This is a genomic window from Variovorax sp. (assembly GCF_965279555.1).
In the GTDB taxonomy this organism is placed as follows: Bacteria; Pseudomonadota; Gammaproteobacteria; order Burkholderiales; family Burkholderiaceae_C; genus Variovorax.
Genome location: NZ_OZ257247.1, coordinates 1,766,465 through 1,789,464 on the forward strand (window position 1 = coordinate 1,766,465; position 23,000 = coordinate 1,789,464).

Genomic DNA, 23,000 nt, shown 5'->3' on the forward strand with positions numbered 1-23,000 from the left:
CTCCGCAGGATCCATGGCTGAAAAATTGAATGCCGTCAAAGGCATGAACGACATATTGCCGCCCGAATCGGCGCGCTGGGAGTGGCTCGAAGCCACCGTGCGCGACCTGATGGGGCGGTTTGCGTACCGCAACGTCCGCACGCCGATCCTCGAGCGCACGGCGCTTTTCGTGCGCGGCATCGGCGAGGTGACCGACATCGTCGAGAAGGAGATGTACTCCTTCGACGACCGCGCCGACAAGCATGGCAAGTTCGAGCAACTGACCATGCGTCCCGAGAACACCGCCGGCCTGGTGCGCGCGGTGATCGAGCACAACATGCTGTACGAGGGCCCCAAGCGCCTCTGGTACACCGGCCCGATGTTCCGCCGCGAGAATGTGCAACGCGGACGTTTCCGCCAGTTCCACCAGATCGGGGCCGAGGCGCTGGGCTTTGCCGGCCCTGACGTCGACGCCGAACTGATCCTGCTGGCGAACGCGCTCTGGAAGGCCATCGGCCTGACCGATGTCCGCCTCGAACTCAACAGCCTCGGGCAGCCCGCCGAGCGGGCATTGCATCGCGCCGAACTCATCGCGCACTTCGAGAAGCATGCCGACAAGCTCGACGAAGATGGCAAGCGCCGCCTGCACAGCAATCCGCTGCGCATTCTCGACACCAAGAATCCGGCGATGAAGGACGTGGTCGAGTCGGCGCCGAAGCTGATCGACTTTCTCGGTGCCGAGTCGCTCGCGCACTTCGAGGGGCTGCAGGCCATCCTCAAGGCCAACGACATCGCGTTCACGATCAATCCGCGCCTCGTGCGCGGGCTGGACTACTACAACCTATCCGTCTTCGAATTCGTGACCGACCGGCTGGGTTCTCAAGGCACGGTGTGTGCCGGTGGGCGTTACGACGACCTGATCGCGCAGATCGGCGGCAAGCCCGCGCCGGCCGTCGGCTGGGCCATGGGCGTGGAGCGTGTGCTCGACCTGCTCAAGGAGCAGGGCGCGGAGGTACCGGCACCGGTACCCGATGCCTATGCCATCGTGCCGGATGCCGCCTCCATGCCCGTTGCGCTGCGCACGCTGCAGCAACTGCGCGAGATCGGCGTGCGCGTGCAGATGCATGCGGCTACGACTGAAGGTCTCAGCAGCTTCAAGGCGCAGATGAAGAAGGCGGACGCCAGCGGCGCAACCTACGCCCTGATCTTCGGTGCAGATGAACTCGCACGCGGCGAAGTGACTCTCAAGGCGCTGCGCGATGGCAGCGGCGCGCAGACTTCCCGGGCACTTGCTGAAGCCCCCACATGGGCCGCCACCCTACAATCGCCGGCTTCCAACACCTGACACGCATGGCAACCCATCTCGATCTCGAAGAACAGGAACAGCTCGACCAGCTCAAGCATTTCTGGAATACCTACGGTACCCTCATCACGTGGACCGTCCTGCTTGTCGCTGGTGCGTTCGTGGCCTGGAACGGCTGGCAATACTTCCAGCGCAACAAGGCCGTGCAGGCCGCAGCCCTCTACGACGAGGTCGAGCGCACCACGCAGGCTGGTGACGTCGAGCGCATCCAGCGCGTGCTGGCCGACATGAAGGATCGCTTCGCCAACACCGCCTATGCACAGCAGGCCGGCTTGCTGGTCGCCAAGACGCTGTTCGAGAAGGGCAATGCCGAAGGCTCGCGCTCTGCGCTGGAGTGGGTCGCGCAGAACGCCGTCGACCCTGGCTACAAGGCTGTCGCCAAGCTGCGCCTCGCGGGTGAACTGCTCGACAGCAAGTCGTACGACGATGCGCTCAAGCAGCTCGACGGCAGCGTGCCCAAGGAATTCGAACCGCTGGTGGCCGATCGCAAGGGCGACATCTACCTGGCCCAGGGCAAGCGCAACGAGGCGCAAGCCGAGTACCGCAAGGCCTGGACCGGCCTCGGCGCCACTTCCGACTACCGCCGTCTGGTCGAGATCAAGCTGAACGCGGTCGGTGTCGACCCGAAGAGCCTGGCCCCGGTCGTCACTGTCACTCCCGCAGCTCCCAAAACTCCCTGACCGCATCATGAATTTCAAGCGTTTCATGCCTGAATCGACCGCCCTGCGTGCGGGATCAGCCCTTGTTTTGGTCGCGTTCCTGGCCGCCTGCTCGGGCACCAGCAAGCCGAAGCCCGAAGAACTGCCCGCCAATCCGGCCCTGCTGGGCGTGCGCCAGGCCTGGACGGTGAAGGTCCCGGAAGTCAAGTTCCCGCTCACCGCCGCCATCAGCGGCGACATCGTCACCGTGGCCGGCAGCGACGGCACGGTGGTGGCCATCGACGCCCGCGCCGGCCGCGAAACCTGGCGCGCAAGCGCTGGCGCGCCGGTGGCGGCCGGTGTCGGCAGCGACGGTTCCCTGGCCGCTGTCGTCACCACTGGCAACGAGCTGGTGGCCATCGAGAACGGCAAGGTGCTGTGGAAGCAGAAGCTGTCGGCGCAGGCCTTCACCGCACCGCTGGTCGCTGGCCGCCGCGTGTTCGTGCAGACCGCCGACCGCAGCGTCAGCGCCTGGGACGGCCAGAGTGGCCGCCGCCTGTGGATCCAGCAACGTGCCGGTGAAAACCTGGTGCTGCGCAAGTCGGGCGTATTGATGGCTGTCGGCGACACGCTGGTGGCCGGCCTCGGCGGCCGTCTGGTCGGCATCAACCCTGGCAACGGCACCTCGCGCTGGGAGGCTCCCATTGCCGCACCGCGCGGCACCAACGACGTGGAGCGCCTCGTCGACCTTACCGGCAGCGTGAGCCGTGTCGGCGACTCGGTCTGCGCACGGGCCTATTACGCCAGTGTCGGCTGCGTCGACACCGCGCGCGGTACGCTGGTCTGGAGCAAGCCGGCCTCGGGCGCCGACGGCGTCAGCGGCGACGACCGCTTTGTCTACGGCACCGAATCCGACGGCAGCGTCATCGCCTGGCGCCGCGGCGACGGCGAACGTGCCTGGCAGATGAGCCGCCTCAAGAATCGCGAGCTGACCTCGCCGCTGGCCGTGGGCCGCTCGTTGATCATCGGCGAGAGCACCGGCACGCTGCATTTCGTGTCGCGCGAAGACGGCGCTCTGCTCAATCGTGTCACTCCCGATGGCTCCGCCATCACCGTTGCGCCGGTGCTCGTCGGCAACACGGTCGTGGTCGTGACTGCCAAGGGTGGTGTGTTTGGCTATCGCCCTGAATAATCTTTTGAATCTTTTCTCGCAAGGCCCGACCATGAAAACCGCGCCATCGAAAGGCCGGCCATGAAGCCGGTCGTGGCCCTGGTCGGGCGTCCCAACGTTGGCAAGTCGACGCTGTTCAATCGCCTGACCCAGACGCGCGACGCCATCGTCGCCGATTTCGCCGGCCTCACGCGCGACCGCCACTACGGCAACGGTCGCCTGGGCAAGCACGAGTTCATCGTGATCGACACCGGCGGCTTCGAGCCCGATGCCGGCAGCGGCATCTACAAGGAAATGGCCAAGCAGACGCGGCAGGCCGTGGCCGAGGCCGACGTCGTGATCTTCGTCGTCGATGCCCGCGAAGGCCTGTCTGCGCAAGACCATGACATTGCGAACGAGCTGCGCCGTCTCGGCAAGCCCTGCGTGCTCGCGGCCAACAAGGCCGAAGGCATGCACGACGGCACCAAGCTCGTGGACTTCTACGAGCTCGGGTTCGGCGACGTGCACGGGGTTTCCGCGGCACACGGGCAAGGCATGCGCGACCTGGTGGAGCTTGCGCTCGAGCCGTTGAACCTGCCCGATCCGGATGACGAGTCGGACCAGGACGAAGTCAACAAGCCGATCAAGCTGGCGGTGGCGGGGCGGCCCAATGTGGGCAAGTCGACGCTGATCAACACCTGGCTTGGCGAGGAGCGCCTGGTGGCATTCGACATGCCCGGCACCACGCGCGACGCGATTTCAGTACCTTTCGAGCGCAACGGCCAACGTTTCGAGCTGATCGACACGGCCGGCCTGCGCCGCAAGGGCAGGGTGTTCGAGGCAATCGAGAAGTTCTCGGTGGTCAAGACGCTGCAGGCCATTGAGTCGGCCAACGTGGTGCTGCTGCTGCTTGACGCCACGCAGGGCGTGACCGATCAGGATGCCCACATCGCGGGCTACATCCTCGAAAGCGGCCGCGCGGTGGTGATCGCCATCAACAAATGGGATGCGGTCGACAGCTATCAGCGCGAGCAGATCCAGCGGCAGATCGAAACCCGGCTGCCGTTCCTGAAGTTCGCGGCATTGCATTTCATCTCGGCCATCAAGCGCCAGGGTCTCGGCCCGGTTTGGCAGGCAATTGCGCAGGCTCACAAGTCGGCCACGCGCAAGATGTCCACGCCGGTTCTTACCCGGTTGCTGCTGGAGGCGGTGCAGTTCCAGGCGCCCAAGCGCGGCGGCATGTATCGGCCCAAGCTGCGCTATGCGCACCAGGGGGGCATGAATCCGCCGGTGATCGTGATCCACGGCAATTCCCTCGAACATGTGACCGATGCTTACAAGCGGTTTCTCGAGGGGCGCTTCCGCAAGGAATTCGATCTGGTGGGTACCCCCTTGCGAATCGAATTCAAGAGCTCCCACAATCCTTTTGCCGACAAGGACGACTGAGTCATTGGCCGCCGATGGCGGCCAATGACTTGCAGCGGGGGCGGAAGTTCCGTCTTTTGAGAACCGTTATTTTCTCAAGGCTTTTGACTTAGGTTGCTGCAGCGCGGAAACCCTGTGTTAAGGTCATCTCTCCAACAACTACTCTTGAACACGGAGAATATCGTGAGCAATAAAGGGCAACTTCTGCAAGACCCGTTTCTGAATACCTTGCGTCGCGAGCATGTGCCGGTTTCCATTTATTTGGTCAACGGTATCAAGCTGCAAGGGCAGATCGAGTCTTTTGACCAGTACGTCGTGTTGCTTCGCAACACAGTGACGCAAATGGTCTACAAGCACGCCATTTCCACCATCGTGCCGGGTCGTGCCGTCAATTTCTCGGCTGCCGAGAACGACGACGCCGCTGCCTGATAGCGCGGAGCGCGGCGGCCTCCGGCCGTCGCGCTTTTTCCCAATTCTGATCCCGCTTGTCTGAACAGATCCCCCGCCAGGAAGGCGCCGCCGTTCTCGTCGGCGTAGATTTCGGGCTGCCCCATTTCGACAGCGAACTCGAGGAACTCGGCCTGCTTGCGCAGACTGCCGGCCTCACGCCCGTCGCGCATCTCTCGTGCAAACGCAAGGCTCCTGACGCGGCATTGTTCGTCGGCAGCGGCAAGGCCGAAGAAATCAAGGAACTGGCCGCCCTCCACAGGGCGAGCGAAGTCATCTTCGACCAGGCCCTGAGCCCCGCCCAGCAGCGCAACCTCGAGCGCCAGCTCGACGTCGCGGTGTACGACCGCACTTTCCTCATTCTCGAGATCTTCGCGCAGCGCGCCCGCTCGCACGAAGGCAAGCTGCAGGTGGAACTTGCTCGCCTGCAGTACCTCAGTACCCGGCTCGTCCGGCGCTGGTCCCACCTGGAGCGCCAGACCGGTGGTGCGGGTGTGCGTGGCGGCCCGGGCGAAAAGCAGATCGAGCTTGACCGCCGGATGATCGGCGAGTCGATCAAGCGCACCCGCGAGCGGCTGGCCAAGGTGCAGAAACAACGCGGTACGCAGCGCCGGCAGCGCGAGCGGCGCGACACCTTCAACATCTCGCTCGTCGGCTATACCAACGCCGGCAAGTCCTCGCTGTTCAACGCGCTGGTCAAGGCCCGCGCCTATGCGGCCGACCAACTGTTCGCCACGCTCGACACCACCACGCGCAACCTCTATCTGGGCGATGCGCGGCGCCAGGTGTCGATCTCCGACACCGTGGGCTTCATTCGCGACCTGCCGCACGGCCTGGTCGACGCGTTCAAGGCGACGCTGCAGGAGGCGGTCGACGCCGACCTGCTGCTGCACGTCGTCGACGCCTCCAACCCCCATTACCCCGAGCAGATGGCCGAGGTGCAGACCGTGTTGCGCGAGATCGGTGCCGACACCGTCCCGCAGCTTCTGGTCTTCAACAAGCTCGACGCCCTTGAAAGCACGCAGCATCCGCTGCATCTGCAGGACGAGATGGAAATCGACGGCGTGCAGGTTCCCCGCATCTTCCTGAGCGCCAGAAGCGGCGAGGGCGTGCCGTTGCTGCGCGCCGAGCTCGCCCGGCAATCGGGCTCCGTAGCCGATACGATGTCCCCTGGGGCGAACGCTGAATTGCACGATGCGGCCAATTGATTGGGCACAATCCCGCCACTGACAAGAGAACGAAGCGAATGAATTCAAAGCCAGCGCGGAGAGGGTTTCTGGGCATGTTCAATCTGAACGATGGCCGGTGGGGTCGTGGCGACGAGCCGTCCTCCAACGGTGATCGCCCAGCCGGCAACCGTCCCCCCGACGCCAATCCTCCAGGCGCACCGACGCCCCCGCCTTCGGGCAACAACAGCAACAACAACGACCGTCCCCGCGGCCAGGGCCCCAACCAGGGCCCACCCGACCTCGATGAACTGTGGCGAGACCTCAATCGCAAGCTCGGCGGTTTCTTCGGCGGCGGCAAGGGCGGCGGCAACCGGCCCAGCGGCGGCAACAGCAATGGTGGCGGCAACGGCTACCGGCCCGACATGAAAAACGCAGGATTCGGCCTCGGCCTGGTGGCTGCCGTGGCCGTCCTCATCTGGCTCGGCACCGGTTTCTTCATCGTGAACGAAGGCCAGCAGGCAGTCGTGACCCAGTTCGGCCGCTACAAGACGACTGTCGGCGCCGGCTTCAACTGGCGCCTGCCGTACCCCATCCAGCGCCACGAAGTGGTTGTGGTCACGCAGATCCGCTCTACCGACGTGGGTCGCGACGCCATCGTGCGCTCCACCGGCCTGCGCGAGTCGGCCATGTTGACCGAAGACGAGAACATCGTCGAAATCAAGTTCGCGGTGCAGTACCGCCTGAGCGACGCGCGCGCCTGGCTCTACGAGAGCAAGTCGCCCGCCGAGACCGTCGTGCAGGTGGCCGAGACCTCCGTGCGCGAGGTGGTCGGCAAGATGAAGATGGATGCCGCGCTGGCCGAAGAGCGCGACCAGATCGCACCGCGCGTGCGCACGCTGATGCAGACCATCCTCGACCGTTACAAGGTCGGTGTCGAAGTGGTCGGCATCAATCTGCAGCAGGGCGGCGTGCGTCCGCCCGAGCAGGTGCAAGCCGCGTTCGACGACGTGCTCAAGGCCGGCCAGGAGCGCGAACGCGCCAAGAACGAAGCCCAGGCCTACGCCAACAACGTGGTGCCGCTCGCCACCGGTACGGCTTCGCGCCTGAAGGAAGAATCCGAAGCGTACAAGGCGCGTATCGTGGCGCAGGCCCAGGGTGATGCCGGCCGCTTCGCCTCGGTGCTGGCCGAGTACCAGAAGGCGCCGCAGGTGACCCGCGACCGCATGTACACCGACGCCATGCAGCAGATCTACGCCAGCACGACCAAGGTGCTGGTCGACAGCAAGCAGGGTTCCAACCTGCTGTACCTGCCGCTCGACAAGCTGATGCAGCAAAGCGGAAACAGCAGTGCCGCGCCCACGCCGGTCGATGCGGCCAGCCCCAACGTGGCCGGCACCGCTCCGCCGCAGTCCTCGGTGATCCCGGTAGCGCCCGTGACAGGCGACGTGCGAGCCCGCGACGGCCGCTCGCGCGACCGCGACGTGCGTTGAACAAGGACTAGAAGAACATGAACAGAATCGGATTCATCGCATCGTCGATCCTCGTCTTGCTCGTGCTGCTGAGCTCGACCCTCTTCGTGGTCGACCAGCGCCAGTTCGGCGTGGTCTATGCCCTCGGCCAGATCAAGCAGGTCATCACCGAGCCGGGCCTCAACTTCAAGCTGCCGCCGCCGTTCCAGAACGTGTCTTACATCGACAAGCGGCTGCTGACGCTCTCCAGCATCGACACCGAACCCATGCTCACTGCTGAAAAGCAGCGCGTGGTGATCGACTGGTACGTGCGCTGGCGCATCAGCGACCCGCAGGCCTACATCCGCAACGTGGGTCTCGACGAGAACGCCGGTGCGATGCAGCTCAACCGTGTGGTGCGCAATGCGTTCCAGGAAAACATCAACAAGCGCACCGTGCGCGACCTGATCTCGGTGCGCCGCGAGGCCCTGATGGCCGACGTGCAGCGCGAAGTGCTGTCGGTGGTGAAGGGCGCCAAGCCCTGGGGCGTCGATGTGGTCGACGTGCGCATCACCCGCGTCGACTACGTGGAAGCCATCACCGAATCGGTCTACCGCCGCATGGAGGCCGAGCGCAAGCGCGTGGCCAACGAACTGCGCTCGACCGGTACGGCCGAAGGCGAAAAGATCCGCGCCGACGCCGACCGCCAGCGCGAAGTGATCGTTGCCAACGCCTACCGCGACGCGCAGAAGATCAAGGGCGAGGGCGATGCCCAGGCCGCCGCCGCCTACAGCGAGTCCTTCGGCCGCGACCCGCAGTTTGCGCAGTTCTACCGCAGCCTCGAGGCATACAAGCAGAGCTTCAACAAGAAGAGCGACGTGATGGTGCTGGACCCGTCGTCGGACTTCTTCCGCGCCATGCAGGGCTCGGGCTCCTCCACCAACGCTCCTCGCCGTTGATTCTTCGTCAGGAGCCGTGAGCGCCGACACTTTCTGGAGCGCACTGGCGCTCGTCCTGGTGATCGAGGGCATCCTGCCTTTCGTGTCGCCGGGAGGGTGGCGGCGCGGCTTCGGGCAGCTCATGCAGCTGCGCGACGGCCAGCTTCGTTTCTTCGGACTTTGCAGCATCCTGCTGGGTTTGATACTGCTCTGGATCCTGGCCTAGTCTTGGGCTTGTCGCGGTCCCGGTAGAATCCCGGTTTAACCACGCCCCCGATCCCCATGTCCGCTTGGGTCCTCCCGGATCACATTGCCGATGTGCTGCCTTCCGAGGCGCGCCACATCGAAGAACTTCGACGCCAGCTGCTCGATACCGCCCGTGGCTACGGCTACGAGCTGGTGATGCCGCCGCTGCTCGAGCACCTGGAGTCGCTGCTTTCGGGCACCGGCGAAGCGCTTGACCTCCAAACCTTCAAGCTTGTCGACCAGCTTTCCGGCCGCAGCATGGGCCTTCGCGCCGACACCACCCCCCAGGTGGCGCGCATCGATGCCCACCTGCTGAACCGCGACGGCGTGGCCCGCCTGTGCTACTGCGGCCCGGTGCTCCACACCCGCCCGGATCGGCCGCATGCCACCCGTGAGCCGCTGCAGTTCGGCGCCGAGATCTACGGCCACGCCGGCCTCGAGGCCGACACCGAGACCCTGCTGCTCGCACTCGACTGCCTCGATGCCGCCGGCCTGCGCGAAGGCGTGATCGTCGACCTGGCCGATGCCCGCATCGTGCGTGCGCTGTTTGCCGGTGTGCCGGTCGATGCCGCGGTGCTGGCCCGGGTGCATGCCGCGCTGGCCGCCAAGGACGCAAGCGAACTGGCCGCGCTCACCAAGGATTTCCCCGCCGCCTCGCGCGACGGGCTGCGCGCCCTGATCGGGCTCTACGGCGACGCCTCCGTGCTCGACGAGGCCGCGAAGGCCCTCAAGGACACGCCCGCCGTGGGCGCGGCGCTTGCCGACCTCAAGCAGCTCGCTGCCGGCCTGGACGGCGTTGCCGGCCGCCAGATCAGTTTCGACCTGGCCGACCTGCGCGGCTATGCGTACTACAGCGGCATGCGCTTCGGCATCTACGTGCCCGGTGCGGCCGATTCGCTGGTGCGAGGCGGCCGCTACGACGAAGTGGGGGCCGTGTTCGGCCGCAACCGTCCGGCCGTCGGCTTCAGCCTCGACGTGCGCGAACTGGTCGGCGTGCTGCCGGCCCGTCCGCTGCGCGCCGCCATCCGCGCGCCCTGGAGCGATGCGGCCGGCCTGCGTCAGGCAATTGCCCAATTGCGCAAGTCCGGTGAAACGGTAGTCTGCGTGCTGCCGGGCCATGGCAGCGAAATCGATGAATTCCACTGCGACCGCGAGCTCGTCGAGCAAGCAGGCCAGTGGAGTGTCCGAACGATCTGAATTTTTGAAGTAATGGAACGAGCATGAGCGTAACCACCGGAAGAAACGTGGTCGTCGTCGGCACCCAATGGGGCGACGAGGGCAAAGGCAAGCTGGTCGACTGGCTGACCGAAAGCGCCCAGGGCGTGGTCCGCTTCCAGGGCGGCCACAACGCGGGCCACACGCTGGTCATCAACGGTGTGAAAACCGCGTTGCACCTGATCCCGAGCGGCATCATGCGGCCCGGCGTCAAGTGCTACATCGGCAACGGCGTGGTGCTGTCGGCTGCCAAGCTCTTCGAGGAAATCGAAGGGCTGGAGAAGGCCGGCGTCGAAGTGCGTTCGCGCCTGCGCATCAGCGAGGCCTGCCCGCTGATCCTGCCGTTCCATGCCGCGCTGGACATCGCGCGCGAGGCCTACCGCGAAAAGGGCGGCATCGAGAAGATCGGCACCACCGGCCGCGGCATCGGCCCGGCCTATGAAGACAAGATCGCCCGCCGCGCCCTGCGCGTGCAGGACCTGAAGCACCCAGAGCGTTTCGCGGCCAAGCTGCGCGTGCTGCTCGACCTGCACAACCATGTGCTGACGCAGGTGCTGAGCGCACCGGCCATCGACTTCGACGAAGTCTTCAACGAAGCGATGAAGCACGCCGAGCTGCTCAAGCCCATGATGGCCGACGTCTCGCGCGAGCTGAACGATGCGCACAGGAACGGCGCCAACCTGCTGTTCGAAGGCGCACAGGGCACGCTGCTCGACGTGGACCACGGCACCTACCCGTACGTCACCTCGAGCAACTGCGTGGCCGGCAACGCCGCCGCCGGTTCGGGGGTGGGCCCGGGCATGCTGCACTACATCCTGGGCATCACCAAGGCCTACTGCACACGCGTTGGCGGCGGGCCGTTCCCCACCGAGCTCGACTGGGCCACGCCCGGCACCCCCGGCTATCACATGAGCACCGTGGGCGCCGAAAAGGGCGTGACCACAGGCCGCAGCCGCCGTTGCGGCTGGTTCGACGCCGCACTGCTCAAGCGCTCGGCGCAGGTCAACGGCCTGTCGGGCCTGTGCATCACCAAGCTCGACGTGCTGGACGGCCTCGAGAAGCTCGAACTGTGCACCGGCTATGAACTCGACGGCGAGATCACCGACATCCTGCCGATGGGCGCCGACGAGATCGAGCGCTGCACGCCGATCTACGAGACCCTCGAAGGCTGGAGCGAAAGCACCGTGGGTGTCACGCAGTACGACAAGCTGCCGATCAATGCGCGGCTGTACCTGCAGCGCATCGAGCAGGTCACCGGCGTGCCGATCCACATGGTGTCGACCAGTCCCGATCGCGACCACACGATCATGATGCGCCACCCCTACCTGGCCGACTGAAAACAGAGGAAAAGAAGAACCATGTTGACCGAAGACGGCAAGCATCTCTACGTCAGCTACGACGAGTACCACAACCTGATCGAGAAGCTCGCGATCAAGGTGCATCAGTCGGGCTGGCAGTTCGACACCATCCTCTGCCTGGCACGCGGCGGCATGCGCCCCGGCGACGTGCTCTCGCGCATCTTCGACAAGCCGCTGGCGATCATGTCGACCAGCTCGTACCGCGCCGATGCGGGCACGGTGCAGGGCCACCTGGACATCGCCCGCTTCATCACCACCCCCAAGGGCGAAATCGCCGGCAAGGTGCTGCTGGTGGACGACCTGGCCGACTCGGGCCACACGCTGCACGCCGTGATGGACATGCTGCGCAACAACTACCCGCCCATCACCGAGCTGCGCAGCGCCGTGATCTGGACCAAGGCGCTGTCGACCTTCACGCCCGACTACCAGGTGGAGTTCCTGGCTACCAACCCGTGGATTCATCAGCCCTTCGAAGGCTACGACTCCATGGGCGCCGAGAAGCTCATCGAGAAGTGGTCGGTCTGATGACCCAGTCCCGCCGGTTCACCCGGCGGGGTTGAGCAGCATCGCGGTGTAGCGCCGCTGCATTTCTTCCGGCGTCAGCTTCTCGATGCTGTGCCCCACGTTCCAGCGATGGCCGAAGGGGTCGCGAAAGACGCCGGAACGCTCCCCATAAAACTGATCTTGCGGCGCCATGTCCAGCGTGGCGCCAGCCGCGACCGCGCGCGCCACGACCGTGTCGGCATCGTCCACATGCAGGTGCAGCGTGACCGCGGTGCCGCCCAGTGTCTTCGCGCTGTGGATGTTGAACTCGGCGAATTCGTCCGAGAGCATCAGGATGACGCCGTTTTGGAAGTCCAGCTCGGCATGACCGATGCGCCCGCTGGGCTCGGTCAGCCGGAAGATCTCCTTCACCTCGAAGACCTTGCAATAGAAGTCGATGGCGGCGGCCGCGTCGTGGACGCAGATGTAGGGGAAGAGTTCGTGGATGGCCATGATGTTCGTCCGTCAGATGTTGGATGAGCGCGATTCTGGTTCCCGACCCGTTTCACGTCTTGAAGAAATTTGACCTGCTGGCAGCCGCTCAGACCGTCACGTGGCGCGACGACTTCGGTCCCGCGCGCCGGTAGGCCTGCGGCGACATGCCGGCGATCGCGAGGAAGTCGCGGTTGAAATGCGCCTGGTCGCTGTAGCCGGCATCCAGCGCCAGATCGGCCCAGGGCTGCTCGGGTTCGGTCGCGAATCGCCCGAGGACGTTGTCGAAGCGAAGCATGCGTGCGTACTGCTTGGGCGCCAGGCCGGTCATGCCGCGAAAAAGCACAATGAAACGCCGGTGGCTGTAGCCGCTTTGCGCTACCAACTGGTGGATCGCACCGGCTTGCGTACCTTCGTCGTGGGCGTTCCAGCCAGCCATGCTGGCCAGCGCCTGCGCCACTGCGGGATGCAGGCGATGCGCTGTGGAAGCGGCGAGCCGCGCGCTCAGTAACGCATCGACAATTTCCAGTTGCCGCGCAGGCGATTCGGCGGCGTGAAGCTGTTCCAGCGCAAAGCCGGCCGCCGTGCCCCAGAGTGCCTCCAGCGGTGTGTGGCGGCCGGCCAGTGCGTCTTCCGGGGCGCCGAGCAGCGCCTTCGCCGCGCCCGGCCGCAGCATGATGCCGACCGAGCGCGTCTGCAGCGAAACGTCGCGCACGAAGAAGGCCGAGCGTGTGCCGCCCACCATCGCATGGCCCACGGTGTAGCCCTGTGCATCCGCGCCGTCCCGGAACAGCCGCAGCGGCGGCCCGGAAAGCCGGAACACCAGGTGCATGCCGCCCGTGGGCAGCACATGTTCGCGCGCTCCCGGCCGTTCGCGCGGCGCCCCGTCGGGCGCGGAGGCCCACAGCAGCCGCACGAAGGGCCGCAGCTGAGGTGCGGGAAGGCGGGTCAGTTGCATGTGCGGAGAGTGTCCGTCGAGCCACTTCGCAGCGCAATCGGGCCCAGGCGCGAGCAGGGCGCGCGAACGCCGCGCTAGGATTCACTCATGAGCAAGCTTTCCACGACCCTGATCCACCACCCTTACACACCCCCCGACCCCTTCGCCGCGCCGCAGCCCGGCGTGTTCAAGGCCTCGACGGTGTTTTTCGCCGACGTGGCGGCGATGCGCGCGCGCGACTGGAAGACCAAGGCCGGCTATACCTACGGCCTGCACGGCACGCCCACCACCTTCACGCTCGAGGAGCGCCTGGCCACGCTCGAAGGCGGTACCGAGTGCCTGCTGGTGCCCAGCGGCCTGGCCGCGATCTCGCTGGTCGCGTTCGCCTTCCTGAAGACCGGCGATGAAGTGCTGATCCCCGACAACGCCTACGGCCCCAACAAGGCGCTGGCCACCGGCGAGCTCGCCAACTTCGGCATCACTCACCGCCTGTACGACGCGATGGATCCGTCCGACCTCGAGGCCAAGCTGTCGTCCCGCACGCGGCTGGTGTGGGTCGAGGCGGCCGGTTCGGTGACGATGGAATTCCCCGATCTGCCCGCGCTGGTGGAGGTCTGCCGCGCGCGCGGCGTGATGACGGCGCTAGACAACACCTGGGGCGCCGGCCTGGCCTTCGCGCCCTTCGATTTCAACGGCACGGGGCAGGGCGTAGACATCTCCGTGCATGCGCTGACCAAGTACCCGAGCGGCGGCGGCGACGTGCTGATGGGCAGCGTGGTCACGCGCGACGAGCGCCTGCACCGCGCCCTCAAGCTCACCCACATGCGCATGGGCTTCGGCATCGGCGTGGGCGACGTCGAGACGCTGCTGCGCTCGCTGCCCAGCATCGGGTTGCGCTATGCGGCGCACGACCGCGCGGCGCGCGAGTTGGCGGGATGGCTCAATGGCTGCGAAGAAATCGCGCAGGTGCTGCACCCGGCGCTCGAAGATTCGCCGGGCCATGTTCACTGGCGTGCCCTGTGCGGCGAAACCGGCCTGGCGGCGGGCCTGTTCTCCGTGGTGTTCGACGAGCGCTTCCGCACCGAGCAGGTCGACCGCTTCTGCGACAGCCTGAAGCTGTTCCGGCTCGGCTATTCGTGGGGCGGGCCGATCAGCCTGGTGGTGCCCTACGACATCGGCCTGATGCGCGACGCCAGCGTGGCGCGCTGGCCCCACAAGGGCACGCTCGTTCGCTTTTCGATCGGCCTGGAAGACGTGGACGATCTGCGGGCCGATCTGCAACAGGCGCTGGCACGGATGTAAGAAAGCGAATCGACCGCCTTGAGGGCCGCCGTGGGGGGCTCTTGAGACTGCACCGTTATCGCTTACAGTAGGCCACGCGCAGTCACCCTGACTGCCTCGCCCAAGGAGAAGCAGTGGCAACACCAAATTACGGCTACGAGAAGCGCCAGAAAGAGCTGGCCAAGAAGAAGAAGAAGGAAGAAAAGCTCCGGGAAAAGGCGAATCGCAAACTCAGCCCGAGCAGCGACGGACTGGCTCCTGGAGACCCGGAGACCGACGTGGCTTCGCTTGAACGCGATCCCCCCACGGTGCCCGAGTTGCCCACCAAGAACGGTTGATCCGTTTCTGGCGTTCCTCCATGAAAACCGCCACAGGCTTGCGCCCGTGGTGGTTTTTTCATTTGGGCAGCAGCTTGCGCAGTTCGGGCCAGACGTTGTCGAGCAACTGCGGCTGCGCCGCCGCCGTCGGATGGATGCGGTCGGCCTGGAACAGCGAGAGCGCGTCCGGCGCGTCCGCCACGCCCTTGAGCAGGAAGGGCACGAGTGCCGACCGGGTGGCGCCGGCCACCTTCGAGAACACCGCCTCGAAGCGCCGCGTGTAGTCGCCGCCGTAGTTGGGCGGCACCTGGATGCCGACGATCAGCACCTTGGCGCCGGCAGCCTGTGCGGCCTTGGTGATCTGCAGCAGGTTGCTTTCGGTGTCGGCCAGCGGCAGGCCGCGCAGGGCATCGTTGGCGCCGAGTTCCAGCACCACGAGGCTGGGCTTGTGCTGCGTGAGCAGCGACGGAAAGCGGGCGCGGCCGCCGGAGCTGGTGTCGCCGCTGATGCTGGCGTTGACCACGGTGGCCGCGATCTTCTGCTGCGCAAGCCTTTTCTCCAGCAAGGGTACCCAGCCTTCGCCGCGCTTGAGCCCGTACTCTGCACTCAGCGAATCGCCCAGCACCAGGATCACCGGCTTGCCAGCCGCGGAGGCCGGAGCCTGGGCATGCGCTGCCGTCGTCCATGTCCCCGCGCTGCCGAGCGCGGCGGTGGTCAAGATAAAGTCACGTCGATTCAAAACCAAAGCCTTTCCATGTCCCAACCCCCGTCTGATGCCATTGTCGCCGTCGAGCATGTCTTCAAGTCCGTGACCGACTCGGCCGGCACGCTGGACATTCTGCAGGACATCCATTTCACCCTCGGCGCGCGGGAAACCGCGGCCATCGTCGGCGCCTCGGGTTCGGGCAAGAGCACCTTGCTGTCGATCATCGCGGGGCTGGACACCCCCACGCGCGGCACCGTCAGGCTCGCGGGCGACGACCTGTTCGCCATCGACGAGGACGAGCGCGCCGCCGTGCGCGCGAAGCGCGTGGGTTTCGTGTTCCAGAGCTTCCAGTTGCTGGGCAACCTCAGCGCGCTCGAGAACGTCATGCTTCCGCTGGAGCTGGCCGACCGCAAGGACGCCCGCAAGGCCGCCACCGAGATGCTGGGCCGCGTCGGGCTGGGCCAGCGGCTGGGGCACTACCCGAAGGTGCTCTCGGGCGGCGAGCAGCAGCGCGTGGCGCTGGCGCGGGCCTTCGTCGTGCAGCCTTCGCTGCTGCTGGCCGACGAGCCCACCGGCAGCCTGGACTTCGCTACCGGCGAGCAGGTCATGAAGCTGATGTTCGACCTCAACCGCGAACTGGGCACCACGCTCGTGCTCGTTACGCACGACCGCGGCATCGCCGATCGGTGCGAACGCCGGATCACGATCGAGGCCGGGCGAGTCGCAGGTAATGAAAAAGCTGCCGTAGCGCCCGGCTGACAAGCGCGGTAAGCTATCAAACGGATAGCAAATATAGATAGCAGATATAACCAGGAGCAAGATCCCTCATGGACGACCTACCACCGGACGCCATTGCGGCGCTGCGGCGTGGCAGGCTGATCGAAGCCATCAAGATCGTGCGTGACAGCACCGGCATGGATCTCCGGTCGGCAAAGGATGCAGTCGAGCGCTATGCCGCCTGGATGGGGGATCCCGACCGCCGTTCGCCTGACGTTGCAGCACAGGATCGCGGCTTCGCATCGATGCCGTCCACAGCGCTGACCGCGCTGGCGCAAGGCAACAAGGTCGAGGCCGTTCGGCTCACGCGCGAAGCCACCGGCCTGAGCCTCGCGGCCGCGAAGCGGCTGGTCGAGAACCACGAAAACCCGCCGGTCGGCGCCTTCGGCCACCTGCCGTCCGAAATACCTCGCCGCCCCGTGGTCGACGAGCCGGGCCGCATGCCGACCGGCAGCTACAACTGGCTGCCGGTTACCGTCATCGTGCTGGCCATGCTGATGGTCTGGCTGCTATTCGGAAAAGAGCTTTAACCCGATGATCGTTCCCCAGTTCTGGGCCGAAGGCCGCGTCCAGGAGCGCGTGGCCGGCAAGCAAATAACCGTTCGCCGGCACGGCTGGTCCGACGACAGCCCGGTGGCAGCACAGGCGCATGCCGACCAGCGTGCCCGCGAGGCCTTCGACCGCATCGCGGCCGGCGAGAAGCTCGATCGCCGCGAACTCAAGCGCGCCTACAACGGCGCCGACGGCGTGCCGATCCGCGAGGAAATCGTCGAGCGGCAGGGCGACACCGTGGTCACGCGCAACAGCTACGGCGCGCGCTGCCTCAACACGCCCGACGTGCTGTTCGTCGACGTCGATTTCGAGGAGCCGCTGCGTGGCAGCGTGTTCGGCTTCGCGCTGGTGCCGGCGCTGATTGCGGGGGTAATCGGCGGCTGGGCCGCCAAGACCTGGCTCGGCGGGCTGATCGCGGGCATCGTGGTGTTTGCCGTGGCCTGGGTCATCGGCCAGCGCAAGAAGCGCGGCGAGCCCAGCGGCAACCCTTCGCCCGAAAAGCAGGCGGCCGAGCGCATCGGACGCTTCATGCACCAGCACCCCGACTGGCACCTGCGCATCTACCGCACGCCGGCCGGCTTTCGCGTTCTCGCCATGCACGATGTCTTCAAGCCCTCCGACAACGCGGTAGCCGATTGCTTCCAGCTGCTGGGCGTCGACAAGGTCTACGCGCGCATGTGCCGCAACCAGAACTGCTTTCGCGCCCGCCTGAGCGCCAAGCCCTGGCGCATCGGCATCGGCGACCCGATGCGGCCCCGGCCCGGCGTTTGGCCGGTGGCGCCCGACAAGCTGCCCGTGCGCGACGCCTGGATCGCCCGCTACGAAAAAGCCGCCGAAGGCCATGCCGCCTGCCAGTTCCTGGAGGCCGTGGGCAACAGCGAGAAGGTGCATCCGAACGCACTGGCGGTGCAGCAACTGCACGACGAGCGCACCCGCGCAACCAGCGGTTTACCCCTCGCCTGACGGAGCGGGGCACCTTCGTGGAACACCGCGGAACCGGCTTTGCCGGGCCGCCGGTGTTGCCCCCTTCCAGGGGGGAGGAGGCCACACGAAGTGGGCAAGCCTGGGGGTAGGGATAATCGGGGGATGTCTTCCCCCAAAGTGATTTTCGGCTTCCATGCCGTGGGCGTGCGCATCAAGACCGCGCCTAAATCGGTGCTCGAAGTGATGTTCGACGCCAGCCGGCGCGATGCGCGCATGAAACAGTTCATTGCGCGTGCGCAAGAAGCCGGTGTCCGGCTGGTCGAGGCCGACGGCCTGCGGTTGTCCAAGCTCAGCGGCAGCCACGGTCACCAGGGCGTGGTGGCGCGGGTCGAACCCGTGGCCCAGGTCCATTCGCTCGACGAGTTGCTCGAAGGCCTCGAAGAGGCCGGCACCGTGCCGCTGCTGCTGGTGCTCGACGGCGTGACCGATCCGCACAACCTCGGCGCCTGCCTGCGCGTGGCCGACGGCGCCGGCGCGCATGCGGTCATCGCGCCCAAGGACCATGCAGCCGGCATCAACGCCACAGTCGCCAAGGTGGCGAGCGGCGCCGCGGAAACGGTGCCGTACTTCATGGTGACGAACCTTGCACGCACGCTGAACGAACTCAAGGAGCGCAGCATCTGGTGCGTGGGCACCAGCGACGATGCGCCGGGCACGATCTACCAGAGCGACTTCAAGCGCCCGCTGGCGCTGGTGCTGGGCGCGGAGGGCGAGGGCATGCGCCAGCTCACGCGCAAGACCTGCGACGAGCTCGTGAGCATTCCGATGGCGGGCGCCGTCGAGAGCCTGAACGTCTCGGTGGCCAGCGGCGTATGCCTCTACGAAGCTATGCGGCAGCGCGGCGCCTGAGCGCCGTTTCCTAAGCCTGGGGCGGCGGTCCTCCCTTTCGGTGGAAGTAGATGAGTTCCGCCACGCGCCGCATCTGCGGCGTGCCCAGCAGGTGGTTGAACATCCAGTCGCTCTGGAAATTGTCGAAGGCCCAGCGCAGCGTGCGCTTGAGCAGGAAGCTCGGGTAGCTGCGCACGAACCAGTTGGCCGGATCGTCGGCCTCTTTTCGCACGAATCGCGCCACCGCCTCGCCCGCACGCTCGCCGTGCTGCAGCGCGGTGTGGATGCCGCCCGCGGTCACCGGCGACACCATGCCCGCCGCGTCGCCCACCAGCAGCGCCCGTTCCCGCGCAACCCTCGGCAGCACGCCCCCGCACGGGATCATGCCGGCGCGCACCGCGACGGGCGGCGAATCGCCCGGCGACACGACCGAGGCGATCTTGTCCAGCAGCGGATCGAGCCGCAGAGCCTGTGTGCCGCCGGGCACCACGCGGCGCGCCAGCCCTATCTGGCTCACGCCGACACCGTCGAGCGCCCAGCCGATGTAGCCGGGCGCCAGCTTGCGGTCGATGAAGCAGTGCAGCAGGTCGGGCGCCATGCGCGCACCCTGGTATTCATGCTCCACGCCGTACAGGAAGCGCGTATTGCGCGACAGGCCCAGTGCCTTGGCCACGCGCGAATGCGGACCGTCCGCGCCCACGAGGTACGTGGCCGTGATGCAGGGGCCATGCGTGACCGGCACCTCCCAGCGCCCGTTGATCCACAGCGCCTGCTCGAACAGCGTGCCCAGCCGCACGTCGACACCGCAAGCCCGCGCCGAGTCCACCATCCAGTCGAGCAGCGCGGGTGCGTCGGTGGCCCAGAACCAGTAGCCCGGCGCGTGCAGGTCGACATGCCGCATGTTGGGCGCATAGAGCCGAACACCCTCGATGCGGCGCACCAGCGCGGGCGGCACCTCGGCCAGCCATGGCACGCTGTCGACCGCGTCCTTGACGATGATGCCGGTGGTGTGGAGCTTGCTGCCGGCGCTGGCTTTCTTCTCGAGCACCATCACGCTGAGTCCTGCGAGGGCTGCGGCGCGGGCGCAGGCCAGTCCGGCAAAGCTCGCACCCACCACGAGAAGATCGACCTTGATGCCCGCCGCGCCGCTGCCGGCCGATGAAATCGGCACCGCATGCGGCGGTGTGATCAAGGACGAATCGAGGGGGGCGAAGAAACTCGAGGAAGAAGATGACATGGGCTGGCGGTGTTCGATGCGCACCGCGGTCTGCGGCGCGCATGCGAAGTTAGCCAGCCCTTGTGCGCGCGGCGTGAAGCCTGTGTGAACTCAGGACGGGTCCTTGCCGCGCGTGCGGCCGACCGCGCTGAAGATGCCGATCCCGAGCAGGATCGTCGCACCGATGCCGATGTAGAGCGTGGGCACGCCCACCACCGTGGCACCCCAGACAAGGCCGCCAAGGAAGATCAGAAACCCGATCATGTAGAGCGCAAAGGACATCGTCGTTCCTCCGGAAGCTGAGATGCGTTGCAGTATCCCGGCGCAGGCGTGGCCCCGCGGCGGCTCGCGCCGCTTGTCCGTGTGGGAGCGAGCCTACCGGGCGGCTAGGACGGGCTCGCCACCAGCAGATAGCGGCAGGCGCTTCGCCCCAGCGCCTTGAACACCAGCGGCCGGTCCACACCGAAGTCGAGACAGTCGCCCGGCGCAAGCTCGAAGCGTTCGTCGCCGTAGTCCACGCGAAGCGCACCTTCGAGCATCCACAGGCACTGCCGGTACGGCTTGCCGCTCCACCGCGGATAGCTGACCTGCGCCGAACGCGGCAGCTCGACCTCGACCAGTTCGACACCGCTGCCTGCCTGCCTTTCGGCCACCTGGCGCCGGATGTAGCCTGCTTCGGGATCTCGCCAGACGTGCTGCCCGGCCCGCGTGCGCAGGCGTTGGGGGCTGTCTTTGTCCTCAGTCAGTAGCTGCGCCAGCGGCACGCCCAGCCCCGCAGCAAGCTTGCCCAGCAACGCTGCCGTAGGGCTGCTCTGCGCGCGCTCCACCTTCGAGATCATGGCCTTGCTGACCCCCGACAGCTCGGCCAGTTCGGCAAGGCTGAGTGCCCGCGCCTGCCGCAGCGCCAGCAGCCGCGAGGCGATGAGGGTGTCGATGCTATCGGCGGCGCCTTCTGCAGAAGAAGCGCCGGAGGTGGATGAAGTGTTTCCCATATGAGATTATTATTCTCTTATATTGGACGATTCAAGGAACATCATGAGGCTCATCCCCTGTACCGAAGAAGCGCACGCAGCGGCGATTCTTGCCATCCTCAACGAAGCCATCGTCACCTCGACTGCGCTGTACGACTACAAGCCGCGCACGCCGGAGAACATGGTTGCCTGGTTCGCCACCAAGCGCGCGAACGGCTTCCCGGTGATCGGTGCGGTGGACGACGGCGGCAAGCTGCTGGGCTTCGCAAGCTATGGCGCGTTCCGTGCCTTCCCCGCCTACAAGTACACGGTCGAGCATTCGGTGTACGTCGACAGCGCCCACCGCGGCGCGGGCCTGGGCCGCACGCTGATGGAGGCGATCATTGCCGAAGCCATTGCGCGCGACGTGCACGTGATGGTCGGCGCCATCGATGCCGCCAATGCCGGCAGCATCGCGCTGCACGAGCGGCTCGGCTTCGAGCATTCGGGCACCGTGCGCCAGGCCGGCTTCAAGTTCGGCCGCTGGCTCGACGTGGCCTTCTACCAGCGGATCCTGGCGACGCCGCTGAACCCGGTCGACGGCTGAGCGCTCTCTATGCCAGCGTGTAGAAGCGCATCACCACCTCGGACGGCTTGCGCATGCCGGCGCCGGTGAACATGCGCTCGCTGATCCACTTCAGCGACGGCGAAGTGGTTTCGAAGCGCGGGTTGCAGCGGAAGTACACCTGCGACGGGTCGACGGGATCGCCGCGCAGCAGCCGGGCCATGACCTCGGGCGTTGCCGAGCGCACGGCCTGGTTCTGCACGTAGATCAGGTCGCCGGCGTCGGTCTCCAGGGCGTAGCGCGCATCGAGCTCGGAGAGCGTCTCGCTCACGATCAACTGAAAGTCGCAGCCGCCCGGCAGAACGCGCGCCCGCCAGCCGTGCCCGGTGGCTTCGCCACCCGTGATGGGCACCACGCGGCGCATCCCGCGCGGAGTGCCTCCCAGCACCTGCGGCGTGCCCACCTCGACGCGCAGGTCGGCGAAGTGCTCGAGCGTTGGCGCGGAGATCGAGTCGAACAGGCTCATCGCCATTGCCTCCTCAGGCCGCGGCGGTCTCGGCGCTGGCGCGGTCGAGCATCTCGATGGTGCCCGCGTCCAGCTTCAACTGCGTCGCGACCACGAGTTCCTCGAGCTGCGCGATCGACGTGGCGCTGGCGATCGGCGCCGTCACGCCGGGGCGTGCGATCTGCCAGGCGATAGCCACCTGGCCGGGCTTGGCGTTGTACTGCTGGGCCACCTTGTCGAGCGCGTCGAGGATGCGCAGGCCGCGTTCGTTGAGGTACTTCTTGGTGGTGTTGGCGCCGCGGGCGCTCTTGCTCGCATCGGCCTCGGTGCGGTACTTGCCCGTGAGGAAGCCGGCGGCCAGCGCGTAGAAGTTGATCACGCCCACCTCGCGCTTCAGGCACAGCGGCTCCAGCGCGTCTTCGAACACCGCGCGGTCATAGAGGTTGTAGAGCGGCTGCAGGCTCTCGTAGCGGGCGATGCCGAGCTTCTCGGACACGTCCAGCGCCTCGGCCAGGCGAGGCGCGGTGTAGTTCGACGCGCCGATCGCGCGCACCTTGCCTTCCTGGATCAGCTGGTCGAAGGCGCGCAGCGATTCTTCGAGCGGCGTGCTGGCATCGTCGTCGTGCGACTGGTAGAGGTCGATGTGGTCCGTCTGCAGGCGCCTGAGCGAAGCCTCGACCGCCTCGCGGATGTACTTGGGCGACAGGCCCACCTTGCCTTCGCCCATCGGCTTGCCGACCTTGGTGGCCAGCACCACGCGGTTGCGCTTGCCGCTTTGCTTGAGCCACTTGCCGATGATGGTCTCGGATTCGCCGCCCGTGTGGCCCGGCACCCAGGCCGAGTACACGTCGGCGGTGTCGACGAAGTTGAAGCCGGCGTCGAGCCAGGCGTCGAGCAGCTTGAACGAGGCAGCCTCGTCGACGGTCCAGCCGAACACATTGCCGCCAAAAGCGAGCGGCGAAACCAGGAGGCCGGAGCGGCCGAGCGGGCGAAGTTGCGACATGAGTTTGTGTTCCCGAAGAAGCGTTGAG

At 66.4% G+C, this 23,000-nt stretch carries 27 protein-coding genes; 19 read left to right on the forward strand and 8 right to left on the reverse strand.

Going from position 1 to position 23,000, the window contains the following annotated elements:
* Positions 1-13: 13 nt before the first annotated feature.
* From hisS to ACQY8B_RS08490, 12 genes are all read left to right on the forward strand, one after another.
* Positions 14-1,324, forward strand: coding sequence for a histidine--tRNA ligase (hisS, locus tag ACQY8B_RS08435; RefSeq protein ID WP_422086289.1), 1,311 nt, complete (start codon positions 14-16; stop codon positions 1,322-1,324).
* 5 nt (positions 1,325-1,329) lie between these two features.
* Positions 1,330-2,022, forward strand: coding sequence for a YfgM family protein (locus ACQY8B_RS08440; protein ID WP_422086290.1), 693 nt, complete (start codon positions 1,330-1,332; stop codon positions 2,020-2,022).
* A 7-nt stretch (positions 2,023-2,029) separates the two neighbouring features.
* Positions 2,030-3,172: an outer membrane protein assembly factor BamB gene (gene bamB / locus ACQY8B_RS08445; RefSeq protein WP_422086291.1), complete on the forward strand. Its 1,143-nt coding sequence runs from the start codon at positions 2,030-2,032 to the stop codon at positions 3,170-3,172.
* Positions 3,173-3,232: 60 nt separating this feature from the next.
* Positions 3,233-4,576, forward strand: a complete 1,344-nt coding sequence (gene der, locus ACQY8B_RS08450; protein WP_422086292.1) for a ribosome biogenesis GTPase Der — start codon at positions 3,233-3,235, stop codon at positions 4,574-4,576.
* A 162-nt stretch (positions 4,577-4,738) separates the two neighbouring features.
* Complete coding sequence (hfq, locus tag ACQY8B_RS08455; protein WP_012747311.1) at positions 4,739-4,984, forward strand: RNA chaperone Hfq; 246 nt, start codon at positions 4,739-4,741, stop codon at positions 4,982-4,984.
* A gap of 56 nt (positions 4,985-5,040) precedes the next feature.
* Positions 5,041-6,210 (forward strand): GTPase HflX, encoded by a 1,170-nt coding sequence (hflX, locus tag ACQY8B_RS08460; protein ID WP_422086293.1) that lies wholly within the window; start codon positions 5,041-5,043, stop codon positions 6,208-6,210.
* Positions 6,211-6,284: 74 nt separating this feature from the next.
* Positions 6,285-7,661: an FtsH protease activity modulator HflK gene (gene hflK, locus ACQY8B_RS08465; RefSeq protein WP_422086294.1), complete on the forward strand. Its 1,377-nt coding sequence runs from the start codon at positions 6,285-6,287 to the stop codon at positions 7,659-7,661.
* Positions 7,662-7,678: 17 nt separating this feature from the next.
* Positions 7,679-8,578, forward strand: coding sequence for a protease modulator HflC (gene hflC / locus ACQY8B_RS08470; RefSeq protein ID WP_081269107.1), 900 nt, complete (start codon positions 7,679-7,681; stop codon positions 8,576-8,578).
* Between the two features lie 16 nt (positions 8,579-8,594).
* Positions 8,595-8,783 (forward strand): DUF2065 domain-containing protein, encoded by a 189-nt coding sequence (locus ACQY8B_RS08475; RefSeq protein ID WP_081269108.1) that lies wholly within the window; start codon positions 8,595-8,597, stop codon positions 8,781-8,783.
* A gap of 56 nt (positions 8,784-8,839) precedes the next feature.
* Positions 8,840-10,000, forward strand: a complete 1,161-nt coding sequence (locus ACQY8B_RS08480; protein ID WP_422086295.1) for an ATP phosphoribosyltransferase regulatory subunit — start codon at positions 8,840-8,842, stop codon at positions 9,998-10,000.
* 23 nt (positions 10,001-10,023) lie between these two features.
* Positions 10,024-11,355, forward strand: a complete 1,332-nt coding sequence (locus ACQY8B_RS08485) for an adenylosuccinate synthase (RefSeq protein ID WP_093052185.1) — start codon at positions 10,024-10,026, stop codon at positions 11,353-11,355.
* A gap of 21 nt (positions 11,356-11,376) precedes the next feature.
* Positions 11,377-11,901 carry a phosphoribosyltransferase gene (locus ACQY8B_RS08490; protein WP_237674647.1) on the forward strand — a complete coding sequence of 175 codons (525 nt, stop codon included), beginning with the start codon at positions 11,377-11,379 and terminating at the stop codon, positions 11,899-11,901.
* Between the two features lie 18 nt (positions 11,902-11,919).
* On the opposite strand, the gene ACQY8B_RS08495 is transcribed toward ACQY8B_RS08490, so the two are convergent.
* The gene (locus ACQY8B_RS08495) at positions 11,920-12,372 is read right to left on the reverse strand and encodes a VOC family protein (protein WP_422086296.1); all 453 of its coding nucleotides are present in this window, start codon (positions 12,370-12,372) and stop codon (positions 11,920-11,922) included.
* A gap of 88 nt (positions 12,373-12,460) precedes the next feature.
* Positions 12,461-13,309 carry a helix-turn-helix domain-containing protein gene (locus ACQY8B_RS08500; RefSeq protein WP_422086297.1) on the reverse strand — a complete coding sequence of 283 codons (849 nt, stop codon included), beginning with the start codon at positions 13,307-13,309 and terminating at the stop codon, positions 12,461-12,463.
* Between the two features lie 87 nt (positions 13,310-13,396).
* Between ACQY8B_RS08500 and ACQY8B_RS08505 the strand changes: the two genes are divergently transcribed.
* Entirely contained in the window at positions 13,397-14,590 is a 1,194-nt protein-coding gene (locus ACQY8B_RS08505) for a PLP-dependent transferase (protein ID WP_422086298.1), read from the forward strand.
* 113 nt (positions 14,591-14,703) lie between these two features.
* Positions 14,704-14,907: a hypothetical protein gene (locus tag ACQY8B_RS08510; RefSeq protein ID WP_055796387.1), complete on the forward strand. Its 204-nt coding sequence runs from the start codon at positions 14,704-14,706 to the stop codon at positions 14,905-14,907.
* Positions 14,908-14,965: 58 nt separating this feature from the next.
* Here the strand turns inward: ACQY8B_RS08510 and ACQY8B_RS08515 are convergent, their stop codons facing one another.
* Positions 14,966-15,604, reverse strand: a complete 639-nt coding sequence (locus tag ACQY8B_RS08515) for an arylesterase (protein WP_422086299.1) — start codon at positions 15,602-15,604, stop codon at positions 14,966-14,968.
* Between the two features lie 36 nt (positions 15,605-15,640).
* Between ACQY8B_RS08515 and ACQY8B_RS08520 the strand changes: the two genes are divergently transcribed.
* The 4 genes from ACQY8B_RS08520 to rlmB all read left to right on the forward strand — a co-directional run bounded on the left by ACQY8B_RS08520 (position 15,641) and on the right by rlmB (position 18,754).
* On the forward strand, positions 15,641-16,351 hold the full coding sequence (locus ACQY8B_RS08520; RefSeq protein ID WP_422086300.1) for an ABC transporter ATP-binding protein: 711 nt from the start codon (positions 15,641-15,643) through the stop codon (positions 16,349-16,351).
* A gap of 68 nt (positions 16,352-16,419) precedes the next feature.
* Positions 16,420-16,899: a hypothetical protein gene (locus tag ACQY8B_RS08525; RefSeq protein WP_422086301.1), complete on the forward strand. Its 480-nt coding sequence runs from the start codon at positions 16,420-16,422 to the stop codon at positions 16,897-16,899.
* Positions 16,900-16,903: 4 nt separating this feature from the next.
* Positions 16,904-17,884, forward strand: coding sequence for a hypothetical protein (locus ACQY8B_RS08530; protein ID WP_422086302.1), 981 nt, complete (start codon positions 16,904-16,906; stop codon positions 17,882-17,884).
* Between the two features lie 123 nt (positions 17,885-18,007).
* Positions 18,008-18,754 (forward strand): 23S rRNA (guanosine(2251)-2'-O)-methyltransferase RlmB, encoded by a 747-nt coding sequence (gene rlmB, locus ACQY8B_RS08535; RefSeq protein ID WP_081269119.1) that lies wholly within the window; start codon positions 18,008-18,010, stop codon positions 18,752-18,754.
* A 10-nt stretch (positions 18,755-18,764) separates the two neighbouring features.
* On the opposite strand, the gene ACQY8B_RS08540 is transcribed toward rlmB, so the two are convergent.
* From ACQY8B_RS08540 to ACQY8B_RS08550, 3 genes are all read right to left on the reverse strand, one after another.
* Positions 18,765-19,970 carry an NAD(P)/FAD-dependent oxidoreductase gene (locus ACQY8B_RS08540; protein WP_422086303.1) on the reverse strand — a complete coding sequence of 402 codons (1,206 nt, stop codon included), beginning with the start codon at positions 19,968-19,970 and terminating at the stop codon, positions 18,765-18,767.
* A 90-nt stretch (positions 19,971-20,060) separates the two neighbouring features.
* On the reverse strand, positions 20,061-20,231 hold the full coding sequence (locus ACQY8B_RS08545) for a hypothetical protein (RefSeq protein ID WP_237674634.1): 171 nt from the start codon (positions 20,229-20,231) through the stop codon (positions 20,061-20,063).
* Between the two features lie 104 nt (positions 20,232-20,335).
* Positions 20,336-20,941, reverse strand: a complete 606-nt coding sequence (locus ACQY8B_RS08550) for a helix-turn-helix domain-containing protein (protein WP_422086304.1) — start codon at positions 20,939-20,941, stop codon at positions 20,336-20,338.
* A 43-nt stretch (positions 20,942-20,984) separates the two neighbouring features.
* Between ACQY8B_RS08550 and ACQY8B_RS08555 the strand changes: the two genes are divergently transcribed.
* Positions 20,985-21,506 (forward strand): GNAT family N-acetyltransferase, encoded by a 522-nt coding sequence (locus ACQY8B_RS08555; protein WP_422086305.1) that lies wholly within the window; start codon positions 20,985-20,987, stop codon positions 21,504-21,506.
* A 7-nt stretch (positions 21,507-21,513) separates the two neighbouring features.
* Here ACQY8B_RS08555 and ACQY8B_RS08560 read toward each other — a convergent pair whose 3' ends face one another.
* Complete coding sequence (locus tag ACQY8B_RS08560; RefSeq protein WP_422086306.1) at positions 21,514-21,990, reverse strand: DUF3237 domain-containing protein; 477 nt, start codon at positions 21,988-21,990, stop codon at positions 21,514-21,516.
* A 13-nt stretch (positions 21,991-22,003) separates the two neighbouring features.
* Positions 22,004-22,972, reverse strand: a complete 969-nt coding sequence (locus ACQY8B_RS08565) for an aldo/keto reductase (RefSeq protein ID WP_422086307.1) — start codon at positions 22,970-22,972, stop codon at positions 22,004-22,006.
* Between the last annotated feature and the right edge of the window lie 28 nt (positions 22,973-23,000).